This is a genomic window from Singulisphaera chitinilytica, assembly GCF_049331405.1.
GTDB lineage: Bacteria > Planctomycetota > Planctomycetia > Isosphaerales > Isosphaeraceae > PoT.
The window spans coordinates 7,201,058-7,213,221 of the sequence record NZ_CP186274.1 but is presented as its reverse complement, the minus strand read 5'-3'; the positions used below and the strand labels follow the sequence as shown (position 1 = coordinate 7,213,221).

General features: G+C 64.0%; 10 protein-coding genes. 2 read left to right on the top strand and 8 right to left on the bottom strand.

Going from position 1 to position 12,164, the window contains the following annotated elements:
* The first annotated feature begins 104 nt into the window (after positions 1-104).
* Entirely contained in the window at positions 105-605 is a 501-nt protein-coding gene (locus ACOYYX_RS28180) for a hypothetical protein (protein ID WP_422925918.1), read from the top strand.
* A gap of 99 nt (positions 606-704) precedes the next feature.
* Here the strand turns inward: ACOYYX_RS28180 and ACOYYX_RS28175 are convergent, their stop codons facing one another.
* The 3 genes from ACOYYX_RS28175 to ACOYYX_RS28165 all read right to left on the bottom strand — a co-directional run bounded on the left by ACOYYX_RS28175 (position 705) and on the right by ACOYYX_RS28165 (position 5,998).
* Positions 705-2,789 (bottom strand): S46 family peptidase, encoded by a 2,085-nt coding sequence (locus tag ACOYYX_RS28175; RefSeq protein WP_422925916.1) that lies wholly within the window; start codon positions 2,787-2,789, stop codon positions 705-707.
* Between the two features lie 68 nt (positions 2,790-2,857).
* Complete coding sequence (locus tag ACOYYX_RS28170; protein ID WP_422925914.1) at positions 2,858-5,077, bottom strand: OPT family oligopeptide transporter; 2,220 nt, start codon at positions 5,075-5,077, stop codon at positions 2,858-2,860.
* Between the two features lie 255 nt (positions 5,078-5,332).
* Positions 5,333-5,998 carry an adenylate kinase family protein gene (locus ACOYYX_RS28165; protein ID WP_422925912.1) on the bottom strand — a complete coding sequence of 222 codons (666 nt, stop codon included), beginning with the start codon at positions 5,996-5,998 and terminating at the stop codon, positions 5,333-5,335.
* 561 nt (positions 5,999-6,559) lie between these two features.
* Here ACOYYX_RS28165 and ACOYYX_RS28160 point away from each other — a divergent pair.
* On the top strand, positions 6,560-7,198 hold the full coding sequence (locus tag ACOYYX_RS28160; RefSeq protein WP_422925910.1) for a histidine phosphatase family protein: 639 nt from the start codon (positions 6,560-6,562) through the stop codon (positions 7,196-7,198).
* A gap of 13 nt (positions 7,199-7,211) precedes the next feature.
* On the opposite strand, the gene ACOYYX_RS28155 is transcribed toward ACOYYX_RS28160, so the two are convergent.
* From ACOYYX_RS28155 to secG, 5 genes are all read right to left on the bottom strand, one after another.
* Positions 7,212-9,575, bottom strand: a complete 2,364-nt coding sequence (locus ACOYYX_RS28155) for a DNA translocase FtsK (RefSeq protein ID WP_422925908.1) — start codon at positions 9,573-9,575, stop codon at positions 7,212-7,214.
* A gap of 158 nt (positions 9,576-9,733) precedes the next feature.
* Positions 9,734-10,003, bottom strand: coding sequence for a DNA-directed RNA polymerase subunit omega (locus ACOYYX_RS28150; RefSeq protein WP_422925906.1), 270 nt, complete (start codon positions 10,001-10,003; stop codon positions 9,734-9,736).
* A gap of 7 nt (positions 10,004-10,010) precedes the next feature.
* On the bottom strand, positions 10,011-10,595 hold the full coding sequence (gene gmk, locus ACOYYX_RS28145; protein WP_422925904.1) for a guanylate kinase: 585 nt from the start codon (positions 10,593-10,595) through the stop codon (positions 10,011-10,013).
* Between the two features lie 101 nt (positions 10,596-10,696).
* Positions 10,697-11,575 (bottom strand): YicC/YloC family endoribonuclease, encoded by an 879-nt coding sequence (locus ACOYYX_RS28140; RefSeq protein ID WP_422925902.1) that lies wholly within the window; start codon positions 11,573-11,575, stop codon positions 10,697-10,699.
* Between the two features lie 90 nt (positions 11,576-11,665).
* The gene (gene secG, locus ACOYYX_RS28135; protein WP_422925900.1) at positions 11,666-12,094 is read right to left on the bottom strand and encodes a preprotein translocase subunit SecG; all 429 of its coding nucleotides are present in this window, start codon (positions 12,092-12,094) and stop codon (positions 11,666-11,668) included.
* Positions 12,095-12,164: the final 70 nt, after the last annotated feature.

Below are 12,164 nucleotides of genomic sequence, written 5' to 3'. Positions count from 1 at the left end.
ATCACGGTCTACTCCTCTGGCCGGTCGATCGAACGAAGGTTCACCGAAATAGACGTCGTTCCCCGATACAGCGACCAGCAAACTCCAGGAGAGGGAGTGATCCGATGATCGATCTTGCCTTCTACAACGCCGGTGGCCAGAACACCAAAGGTCCTCGCATCCTCATGGTTTCGGCCCGCAGGATCATGCGTCGCATCTTGCGGCCGATCTTCCTCCGCCAGGTCGAGCTCTATCAGTACCTGATCGCCCGGCTCGACGGCCTCGACACCCTCGCCCCCAAGGTCGAGCGGCACGAGCACGCCGTCTTCGCCCTCCGGGTCGACTCCGACCAGTTGAAGGCCAGCCACGCCGAGCTCGCGAAGAAGCACGAAGAGAACGCCGAGCAGTTGCAGACGGCCCTGGCCTTCGGCTGGGACTACGTCGCGCTCGTCCGCCGGCTCGGGACCCTGGAAGACCAGGTCGCCGCCCTCACCGGAACGACCCCCTCGGTGGTCGTCGGAGACGAAGGCGAGATCCACTCGTCGATCCTCTTCCCGGGCCTCGACAAGGTGGTCCGCCAGCCATCCGGTGCCGCGGAAGCCGAGCTCCGCTCGAAGGTCTCCTGAACGGAAGACATGAGCACCCCAAACGAAACGAGATGAGCCCGGGCGCGAGTTACTTCGCGACCGACTCATCTCGTCGGCGTTTCCGGGTTGTCGGAAAACTCAGTGCGCCGTCAATTCCTTGACGAGCCCCTCGGCTTGGTAGACCGACTTGAGCGCCTCGAGGATGACCCTCGAATCGACCGAGACCGCCCGCGCGAGTCGGTCGTCGTAGGCGAAGTCGAGGACGAGTGAGTAAATGTTGCCGTCGAAGATCAGGCCGACGACTTCATTCTCACGGTTCACGACGGGGCTGCCCGAGTTGCCGCCGATGATGTCGGCCGTCGAGACGAAATTCATCGGCGTGTCGAGCTTGAGCCGACCATCCTTGCGGGCCTTGTGCCAGCTCGGGGGCAGCTCGTACGGGTCGGTGTTGCCGTGGGCGTCGGCGTGCTTGAAGGCACCGGCGACGTCGGTGAACGGGGGGATTGCCTTGCCATCGACCTCGTAGCCCTTGACCGTGCCGAAGGCCAGCCGGAGTGTGAAGGTGGCGTCGGGATAGACCGAGGATCCTCGCGTCTCGAAGATCGCCCTGGCGATGAGGCCATACTGGGCCGAGAGGACCCCTTCGACCTCGTCCTCGAACTGCTTGCGGACCTTGCGGGCGTCGGCGTCGACCAAGGCGGCGAGCTTCAGCATCGGGTCATTGACCGCGGCCAGTTCTGAGGCACTCTTCTCGGCCAGTTCCTTGCGGAGCGCGACGTCAGCGAGCTTCGAGCCGTCGATATAGGCCTTCGCGACCTCCTCGGCCGAGCGTCCCTGGAAGACCTGGGCGACGAGCGGGTCGTCCCCCATCGTCTTCTTCCAGAACGCGAGCGAATGAGCCAGCTTGGCCTTCTCGTAGTCAGCGTAGACCGGGGCATCCGAGAAGAGCTGGAGCTTGAGCGAGTCGAGGCCCGACTCCCGGAACTCGCGAAGCCGGTCGGGATTCGGCAGCGTCCGTTCCTGAGCCAGTCTCACCAGGGTCCGCGCGATCTGGAAGAGCTCGGAATCGAACGCGAATCCGCGTTCCAGGAAGTTGACCCGCCTGGCGATCTTCTCGGAGACCTTCTGAGCGGCGGCGATCTTGTTCCAGGCCTCGCCATAAGCGGCCTTGGCCTTGGGGTCGGCGGCGACCTGATCCCTTAGGGCCTTCTCGACATCAGCCTTCCGGCCCATCAGGGCGGCATCTTTGAGCCCCTTCAGGCCGCCTTCGCGGGCCTTGCGGGAGTTCTGGTAGCCGAAGAGTTCGTCCTTGGCCTGCCGCTCCTGCTCGGCACCCTTGCGGCTGTACTCGAGCAGGAAGTTCTCCCGGTCGTGGAGGACTTCGAGCGTGAACGGGAACGAGACGTCACGCAGGTATTCGAGGTGGCTCAGGGTGTTGAGCCGGCTCGTCCGCCCCGGGTGGCCCGCCACGAAAATCAGTTCGCCGTCCTTGCTCCCGCCCTTGCTCCACTTAAGGTGATGCTTGGGCTTGGCGGGCTTGCCGTCCTCGTAGGCCCGGAAGAAGCAGACGTCGAGGTCGTAGCGGGGATACTCGAAGTTGTCAGGGTCGCCGCCGAAGAACGCGATGGCGAACTCGGGGGCAAATACCAGTCGAACATCCGTATACTTCTTATAGGTATAAAGCGCGTACTTCCCTCCCTGATAGAGGGTCACGACGTCGCTGCGGAGCCCGGTCTTTTCGAGCGACTCCTTCTCGATGGTCGCCATGGCCTTCCGCTTGGCGATGCCGGCCGCCGCGTCGTCGGATCCGGCCACGACGCCGGCGAGGACCTTGTCGGTCACGTCCTGGATATCGACCAGGACGTTCAGCTCGAGGTCCGGCGCCTTGATCTCATCGGCGTACGACTTGGCGAGGAAGCCGTCGCGATGATAGTCCTTCTCCGGCGTGCTGATCTTATGCAGCATGTCGGCGCCGACGTGATGGTTGGTCATCACGAGGCCATCGGCCGAGACGAACGAGCCCGAGCCGCCGCTGTTGAACCGGACGGCCGAGGAGCGAAGCTGCGTCACCCAATCGGCCGAGGGTTCGAACTGATACGTACGCTTGAGGTGTTCGAGCGGCAGGTTGTCGAACACCCACATCCCTTCGTCCGCTTGCACGCCGACTCCTCCCCACACCGCCGCGAGCACGAGCGCGGCCAGACATCCCGGACGCCATCGCATGATGCACCCTCCTGGGAAATGGCTTCACATGATCAGCCGAGCGGCTGATCTCACGTGGATATCAAAATTCACGACTTCATTTCAATCTTGCGTCGCGGCGACCGCTCATCATCCCCTCGAAGGATGGCGCCGATCCCGACCAGGAAGAGGACCAGGGTCATCAGCCCGAAGGAGACGAGCGACGGCCACGGGCTCTCGTTCCAGCTCGCGGGGAAGAGGCGAGAGAGGTCGATCAGGTTGGACGCCCCCGGGATGACCGCCAGGACCGCGATCAGAATCCCCGCGATCGCGCCGCCGGCGATGTAGCCGCTCGAGAGCAATACGGCCGGGCTCGAGTCCGACTCCTCGGCGGGCGTCTTCTTGATGAGGTCCACCGCGCCTCGCAGCAAGCCCCCGACGAAGATCGGCATGGAGGTCGACAGCGGCAAGTAGACGCCGACCGCGAAGGCCAGCGCGGGCACACCCGCCAGGTGCATCACGATCGCGATGAAGACGCCGATCAGCACGAGGTTCCAGGGAAGCTTCTGCGTCATGATCCCGTCGATGATGAGGGCCATGAGCGTCGCCTTGGGGGCGTCGTACTTGATGACCTTCGAGCCGTCATCGCGGGTGTCGACCCGGCCGTTGATGGCGGGGTCGACCAGGAAGCGGGCCTGACCGGTGTCGTCGACGAGGTACTTGCCCGGCTGCGCGCCTTCTTGAGGATTGACGACGCGCCAGACCTTGTACGTCTTCCCCTCGTGCATGGCTGTCTCGGTCAACTTGGCGACCTCGGCCTTGGTCGTGGGCAGATACTCGGCCTTCGAGGTGATCACGGTGCTGGCGTCGTTGAGGACGAGCAGCGTGAACCCGATGACCACGGCCGACGTCAGCGCACCGACGAGGATCGCGATCTGCTGGGCCCAGGGGGTGGCCCCGATGAGATAGCCGGTCTTGAGATCCTGCGAGGTCGTCCCTCCGTTCGACGCGGCGATGCAAACGATCGCGGCGATCGAGAGTGCGGCGAGTCGATACTGAGGCCCGATCCAGCCCATCAGGACGAAGATGAGGCAGGTCAGGAGCAGGGTCGCCACCGTCATGCCCGAGATCGGGTTCGAAGACGAGCCGATCTCGCCCGTGAGCCGCGAACTCACGGTGACGAACAGGAAGCCGAAAAGCAGGATCATCACCGCGCCCGCGATGCGGCCGCTCAAGTCCGTCGGCATCAGGTGAGTCGCGGCGATCGTGATGACGAGGATCGCCGCGCCAAGGCCGACGAGCCAGAGCGGGAGGTCACGCTCGGTCCGGCTGCTGGTCGACTCGCCCCCCGAGCCGCGCAGGTCGCTCACGCCGGAGCGGATCGACGAGACGATCAAGGGGAGCGCCTGGAGCAGGCTGATCACGCCGCCGGTGGCTACGGCACCGGCACCGATGAAGAGGAGATAGGCGTCTCGGATCTCCTTGGGCGACATCTGAGAGATCAGCTTCGTGCCCGGGAGTATCGCCTTCGCCGACGTGCTGCCGCTGAAGGCCAGGGTGGGGGTCAGCACGAAGGCCGCCATCAGGCCGCCCGCCACCATCACGCACGAGATCCGCGTCCCGATGATGTAACCGACGCCCATGAGGACCGGCGAGGACTCGAGCGCGACGACCGCCCCGGTGAACCCCTTGATCGCCTTCGCCGGGTACTCCTGCCAGAGCTTGAGCCCTTGCATGAGCACCTGATAGAGGAAGGCCAGGCCAAACCCGGTGAACACGGTCTTGGCGCTCGAGCCTCCCTGTTCGCCGACGATCAGGACCTTGGCGCAGGCGGTCCCTTCGGGGTAGGTCAACTCTCCGTGCTTCTTGACGATGAAGGCCCGGCGGAGCGGGATCATCATCAGGATGCCGAGCAGGCCGCCCAATGAGGCGACGAGCATGACCCTGGCGAGTTCCATGTCGTAGCCGAGGATCAGCAGGGCGGGCATCGTCACGCCCACGCCGAATGCGATCGACTCGCCGGCCGACCCCGTCGTCTGGACGATGTTGTTCTGGAGGATCGACGCCGGGCGGGTGCCGAACATCTTCGACAACGCGCGGAAGACCGTGATGGAGAGCACGGCCACCGGGATAGAGGCCGAGACGGTCATCCCCACGCGGAGGACAAGGTAGAGCGACGAAGCGCCGAAGATGATCCCGAGGATCGCCCCGAGAAAAACGGCCGACCAGGTCAGTTCGGGCGGATTCTCCTGGCTGGAGACATAGGGTCGATGCGAGTCCACTGGAGGTCCGCCAACGCCTGGTACGATCGACTCGGGCTCCACCGCCATGACTTCGCCTCCTCAGGTCCAGGGGGTTCGACGGCCAGTTGCGAGTCGAGCGGAGACGACGGAGGTCGAGTGGTGCGAAGGGATGTCCTGCTGTACTCGGTCGTTGTCATCTCGGTCGGTCGCTTGGCAGACGACTTGTTCGCGCGCAAGAGTAGCAGGCTGGAATGTTAATGGAGGATGCCTCCACCTTCCAGCCTGCACCTTGTGCAAACGCATTCGCCCCGAGAACTTCCCGACGCCCGTCCGAGCTCAGATTCAGGAGACGACTTCGGTGAGCTTGGCCGTCGACGCGGCGAAAGTGGAGGCTTTAGGGGCTTTGCGAAAACTCTGAATCTCCGACATCCGGTTCACGATGTCACGCAGGACGTCGATCGGCGAACCTCCGGCTTCGACGTCGAAGACGATTTCCGGCGAGTAGAAACTCAGGGTCCGGAAGGTCTCCTCGTGGTAGGTCTGGAGCCGACGGCGGATGACCTCTTCGTTCATGTCGTCGAGCCGGTTCTCTCGGAGAGCTCGGGACTTGAGTCGCTCGCTCGCCTTGAAATTGTCGTTGATCTTGAGGTGGAAGATCTGGACCACGTCCAGGATGTGGTCAAGCCGCTCGGCCTGGGAGTAGTTCCTGGGCAGGCCGTCAAGGATCAAGGTGTGCTGATCGGGGAGGAGCAGTTCCTGCATCTCCAGGATCTTGATGTGGCGTTCCCAGATCCGAACGGTCAGGTCGTCGGGGACGAGGGCCCCGATGGAGGTATATCGCTCGATTTCCTGGCCGAAATGCCCATACTTCGGGATCTTGCGGAACACGTCGCCCATCGAGATGTGGACCACGCCCGGCAACTGTCCGAGCACTGCGCCCTGGGTCCCCTTGCCGCTACCCGGCATTCCGAACAGGAGGATCGTACGATACTTGGGTTGGTCGGCCATGGCCGTTCCTCTCACAGCGCGAGTAGGGGGGAGGGGTCCAGACTGTAGGTGTGCCCCGACAAAGTCGACCTATATCATCGGTAGACTAGCCCGTCTCGGCAATCCGAATAATTCCCAAGCGTCGAGTTAAAACGCGCGGAGTGCCCCCTGGCTGATGCGTAATTTCGGGGCAACCCCCGTGGCTCTCGCGTCGGAGCCGGCCAATTCAGTTCGTTTTACCGGGTGCGAAGCCTCACCGACACGCTCACATCATTAGCCCCGATTGACCCCTGATTTCCTCAACACCAAGCCATCTTCGCGCATCTGACGCCTTCATCTGCGTGCGAGAAAACCTCATCAACCAATCTACGTGATGTTCCCAGATCCGAAGTATCAAGCTTGATTCAACCTTTTTCTTTGCACCTTCTCTTTCAAGATCAGTCGATCACATCCTGATGTTTCGGTCATATTCGATGGAGAGCCAAGCCTTAGCGGCCCGGCGTCCCGTGTGCTAGAATCGGGCGGCTGGCGTATTGCACTCCCACGAACGGACTATTCGAGCCAATTTCCCGCCGAGTAACCATGCTCCCGATCGAGACCAGGATTCTCCTCCTCCGCCACGCCGAGACGGCGGCCCCGCAGCTCTTCCACGGCGCCGAGTCGGATATCGGTCTGAGCGAACGCGGTGTCGAGCAGACGAAGGACGTGGCCGAAGCCCTCGCGGGCGTCGCGATCCACGCGATTTATAGCTCGAACATGCTCCGCGCACGCCTCACGGCCGACGCGATCGCACGGAGAAAGGGCCTCGTCGCGGGCGTGATCGAGCCGCTGCACGAGCGTAAGATGGGACCGCTCAGCGGCACCCTCCATTCCGAGGGTTGGCACATCTACACCGAGGCGGCCAAACGCTGGATGGCGGGGGAGCTGGATCACACGCACGAGGGAGGCGAGTCATACACCCAAATCCGGGACCGCGTCGTCCCGGCCTTCCTCGATCTGGCGAGACGGCACCAAGGCGAGACGATTGTCGTTGTCGTCCATGGGGTCGTGATCCGCGTGCTCCTGACATCGCTGCTCGAAGGGCTCGATCATCGCGACTTCGACGCGGTCACGATCGAGAACACCGCGATCAACGACCTCCGATGGGATGGTGCGCGTTGGTATGCCGCCGAGCGAGGCGTGCGTCGGCTATCCGGCTCGGACTCGCCGACGTCTCGATGACCCGAGGCACGCCTCAGGCGCTCATCCGGGCGGAGCCCTCTTCGTCGTCGGAGCTGCTACCGCCTCCATTCTTGAGCGACTCCCACTCATCCCACGAGTAGAGCACTTCGCGGGCGGAGCCGCTCTTGAACTCGCCGACGATGCCGTCCTCGGCCATGAAGTCGATCAGTCGTGCGGCGCGTCCGTAGCCGATCCCGAGGGCCCGCTGGAGCATCGAGGTCGAGCCTCGGTTCTCGCGGATCACGACCTCGATCGCCGCCTCGTACAACTCGTCCCGTTCCTTCATCGCCGCACCTCGGTCCTTCCCCGCGGAGCCGCCGCCGACCTGGAGTTGCACCAATTCTCGGCTGTACTCGGCCGGGTACTGCTCGAGGTGCTGGCAGACGAGGTGGACCTCGTTGTCGGAGACGTACGTCCCCTGGGCCCGCACGATGTGCGACGTCCCCGGGAAGAGGAAGAGCATGTCGCCGTTGCCTAGCAGCTTGTCCGCCCCCATCTCGTCGAGCACGACGCGAGAGTCGCCGCGGCTCGCCACCTGGAACGCGATACGAGCCGGCAGGTTGCCCTTGATGAGGCCGGTGATGACGTCGACGGTCGGCTTCTGGGTCGCGACGATCAGGTGCATCCCAACGGCTCGGGCCTTCTGGGCAAGCCGGACGATGTGAGACTCGACCTCCTTCGCCGCCGTCATCATCAGGTCCGCCATCTCGTCCGCGATGATGACGATATACGACATGTACGTCGGGATCCGAGCTCGATCCTCGTCGTCCTCGGGCTTGAGCCGGTTGTAGATCTCCTCGGCCCCGAGCTGGTTGTACGTCTGGATGTTTCGGACGCCGGCGCGAGCGAGGAAGCCGTAGCGCTCGTCCATCTTGTCGCAGGCCCAGGCGAGCAGCGACTCCGCCTTCTTCATGTCGGTGACGACCGGGTGCATCAGGTGCGGGATCTTCTTGAACTGCGAGAGCTCGACCATCTTGGGGTCGATCAGGATCAGCTTCACCTCATCCGGTCGCTTGGTCATCAGGATCGAGAGGATCATCGCGTTCAAGCAGACCGACTTACCGGTACCCGTACGACCGGCGATCAGGAGGTGGGGCATGTCGGCCAGGTCGAAGGCGAGCGGAACCCCCTTCACATCCTTGCCCAGGAACAGGGGTATCTTGTGCTTCGAGATCTTGGTCTGGACCTCGGTGACCACGTCGGCCAGCTTGACCATCGCCCGGCGTTCGTTGGGCACCTCGATGCCGACGGTCGTCTTGCCCGGGATCGGCGCGACGATGCGGACGCTCGGTACGGCCAGCGCGATCGCGAGGTCGTCGGTTAGGCTCGTGATACGCGAGACGCGCAAGCCGGCCTCGAGCTCGATCTCGAACTGGGTGATCACGGGGCCGGTGTCGATCTGGACGACCCGCACCTTGTAACCGAAGTCGAGCAGAGTCCGCTCGAGGAGCATCGCCCTGGCGTGGACCTGCGCCTCGTGCTCGTGGACCGGGAAGGTGGGTGATGGTTCCAGGAGGTCGAGCGGCGGAAGCTGGAAGTTGCCCGACGACGGCATCATGGTGCCCGTCATCGGCGGCCTCACGCCCGAATCGGCCCGCGCCGGGATGGGCGAGCCATCGTGCTGCGACGCCTGCGGGGGCAAGCTTCGAGGAGCCGGGCCGCCGCCGGAGGCCGCGGCCTCCGCGGGGAGGGCAGGGCGGTTCAAGGCCGGACGCGACGAGATCGGGGCCATACGGCCGGGCGAAGAGTCGATCAGCTCGAACCTCGGGGCGGGGACCATCGGGTCGGCCTCGAGGTCCGGCTCCTCCTCGCTCGCTCCCTTGCGCCTGCCGATGAGGCCTTGCACCGTGCGCAGGAGTTCCTGTGCCGGCCAGTAGAGGAGGACGTCGTAGCAGAGCGTCAGCCCGACCACGCCCGTCGCCAGGAGGATCAGGAACATCCCGTACAGGCCGAAGAACCCCTCGAGGAAGTGGACCCCGAGCGACCCGAGGAATCCACCGCTCCCGATGGGATGGGACGGCGCCCAGTTCGGTGCGATCTTGTAGATCAACGGAGCCGTCACGATCAGCATGAGCAGGAAGCCCACCAACCTCGTCGCGATCTCCGGCATGGCTCGTCGATAGAACCAGAGCAGGTTGATCGAGCAGACCCCGAGCAGCACGACGTAGGAGGCTCGCCCCATCGTCATGAACAGGAGGTGTGCCAGCGCCGCGCCGACGGGCCCGCAAGGGTTGGTCGGCGGCGAGTTGGGCGGGTAAACCGACCGGCCGGGAGGATCGGCCGGGTCGTAGCTCAATAGGCTGAGCGCGAGGAAGACCGAGGCGAGCAGAAGGAACGACGGCGGGCCGTTCCGAGCCAGTCGCTGGCGGTCGATCATAGTGAGCCCTCGGCCACAACAATGTTTCGAGTCCGGAGGCTCGCTCGTCAATCAGCGGTCACCCCAAGGCACCGGACTCGCAAACATCTGATCGGCCGGGATGGCCGGAGGGCTTGCACATTCCTCAGGCGGATCGACGCCGGTCGCGATCAAGGAATTTATTCTGACGGCTGGGTAAGATCGACGGTCCCGCCTTCTTCGACTTCTTCCGTCGCTTCCGACGTCTGGAGGTTCCCCGACAGATCCAGGAATATTTTATCTTGCATGATTTCCTGGATAACGATGGTCATCTTGTCGGGGCCGCGCATGTCGACGAGGGGGCGGGCGCCCTGGTTCAGCGCGATCATCCGCTTCTGGATCAGGGTGGAGAGTTTGAACCGACCGCCAACCTTGTTGACGATCAATTCTTCCTTCAGTTCTTCGAGCATCGGAGCATCAACCTCCACAGCCATGTCGGATCAAGTGGGACACCAGGTCATCGACGGCCTGGTCGAGTTCGCGATTCATTAGTTGGTGGTCGTAGAGCCCGGCCTGGTCGAGTTCCCAGCGGGCGTTGGTCAGTCGGCGGGCGATCGTAGCCTCGGAGTCGGTCTTACGCGCCCTGAGGCGGGCCTCCAGCTCTTCGAGGCTCGGGACTTGAACGAAGATGAGGACTGCGGAGGGGACTTTCTCTCGGACGAGGAGCGCACCCTGGACGTCGATCTCGAGCATCACGCACTGCCCCTCGGCCAGGGCCGAGCGGACCGGGCCGGCAGGGGTGCCGTAGAAGTTGCCGTGGACCTCGGCGCTCTCGAGGAAGTGCCCGAGGTCGCGCTGGGTCTCGAACGACTCGCGCGAGAGGAAGTAGTATTCCCGCCCCTCATGTTCGCCGGGACGCATGGCGCGGGTCGTGGCCGAGACCGACAACCGCGCACGGACTTCGGGCCGCTCGAGGGCGAGGCGGACCAGGGTACTCTTCCCGGATCCCGAAGGCCCCGAGACGACAATGAGGCGGCCCGGCAAGATCGACCAATCGTCCATCGCGTTTCCCAAAGATGACCCCGCCGCGTCCATCCGGCGCGTCGAGGTCGTCCAAAATCAATGATTTCAAACAGCTCTTCAAACCGCGAGTGACAGGCCCATCACTCGACGTTCTGGATCAATTCACGGATCTTTTCGAGGAGGCCCTTGATCTCGACCACGGAGCGGCTGATCTCCACGTCGTTCGCCTTCGAACCGATCGTGTTGACCTCGCGTCCCATCTCTTGTACCACGAACTCGAGCTTACGGCCGGCGCTTTCCGGCTCGTTGATCACCTCGACATACTGCGTGAGATGGGCCCGGAGCCGGACGATCTCCTCGGAGATGTCCGCCCGCTCGGCGAGGATGGCCACTTCCCGGATCAGGTCCTTGGGCTCGATCGTGACCCCCTGGCCCTCGACCAGCGACTGCACACGCTCGATGAGTCGCTTCTGATAGGCGAGGACGACATGGGGCCCGCGTTCGGCGATGTTGCCGAGATGGCTGGAGACGGATGCCCCGAGCTGGAGCAGTTCGTCCGCCATGATCCGGCCTTCTTCAGCCCGGACGGTTTGCAGCTTGCGGAGGGCCTCGGTCACGACCCGGGCGAGGACCGGCCAGTCACCGTGAGGGTCGTCAGTCGGAGGCTTGCGTTCCTCAACCACGCCCGGGAGGACGAGGAGCGAGCCGAGTTGGATCGCCTCGGAACCATCCCCTTGCAGGCTCGTCAACTGATCCCGATAGCTCGCCAGCGCGACGGTGTTGAGGCGATAGTCTTCCGCGCGTCGAGGCCGTTCGACCCGGAGCGAGACCTGCACCGTACCTCGTCGGACGATTTCACGGACCAGCCGCTCAAGCTCGGGTTCAAGGGGACCGTAAGGGTCGCTGATCTTGGCACTGAGCTTGAGATGCCGGTTGTTGACCGTCCGCACTTCGACGGTGACGGACCATCGCTCGTCCTGGTGCCGTGCCTCTCCAAATCCGGTCATACTCAGGAGCACGGCGACCTCGTTGCGGAAACCAAGGTGGTCAAACAATCGCGGCAGGCGAAACGATCGTCGGCGTCCGACTCCGGTCGGAGCGGCTCGAAATTACTTGGCGGCGGGGATCGCCGGGGCATCGGCAGGGGCGGATGCGGGAGCGGGCAAGGTCGACTTGGGCAGGGGGAGTCCCGCCGGGCCGGAGTCGAGGCCCTTGGTCGCCTTGGAGCCCGGGGCGGACGAGTCGCGGCTCACCTTGGAGCTGGCGGCGGGGGTCGGGTCGTTGCCCCAGGCCGAGTCGCCGCCTCGGTTGGCCAGGATGACCATCAACATGCTCAGGACAATCCAGAAGGCGGCGACGCACATCGTGACCTTGGTGAAGACGTCGCCCGCCTTGGTCCCGAAGGCGCTCGAGCCACCCATGCCGCCGAACGCACCGGCGAGCCCGCCACCTTTACCGCGCTGGATCAGGATCAGGCAGATCAGGAAGACCGACGCCAGGACGGCCAAGGCGTTCAAGATACCGGTTAGGATGCCCACGGTAGAGTCCTTGCTAGAGTGTTCATGAAAGAGGTCGAAAATCGCCTCGCCGGCCCTCGATGCGTGCGAG

What these genes read in the sequence shown, in the direction of transcription:
- ACOYYX_RS28180 (WP_422925918.1), top strand. Translation starts at nt 105, where the DNA reads ATGATCGATCTTGCCTTCTACAACGCCGGTGGCCAGAACACCAAAGGT.
- ACOYYX_RS28175 (WP_422925916.1), bottom strand. Translation starts at nt 2,789, where the DNA reads ATGCGATGGCGTCCGGGATGTCTGGCCGCGCTCGTGCTCGCGGCGGTG.
- ACOYYX_RS28170 (WP_422925914.1), bottom strand. Translation starts at nt 5,077, where the DNA reads ATGGCGGTGGAGCCCGAGTCGATCGTACCAGGCGTTGGCGGACCTCCA.
- ACOYYX_RS28165 (WP_422925912.1), bottom strand. Translation starts at nt 5,998, where the DNA reads ATGGCCGACCAACCCAAGTATCGTACGATCCTCCTGTTCGGAATGCCG.
- ACOYYX_RS28160 (WP_422925910.1), top strand. Translation starts at nt 6,560, where the DNA reads ATGCTCCCGATCGAGACCAGGATTCTCCTCCTCCGCCACGCCGAGACG.
- ACOYYX_RS28155 (WP_422925908.1), bottom strand. Translation starts at nt 9,575, where the DNA reads ATGATCGACCGCCAGCGACTGGCTCGGAACGGCCCGCCGTCGTTCCTT.
- ACOYYX_RS28150 (WP_422925906.1), bottom strand. Translation starts at nt 10,003, where the DNA reads ATGCTCGAAGAACTGAAGGAAGAATTGATCGTCAACAAGGTTGGCGGT.
- gmk (WP_422925904.1), bottom strand. Translation starts at nt 10,595, where the DNA reads ATGGACGATTGGTCGATCTTGCCGGGCCGCCTCATTGTCGTCTCGGGG.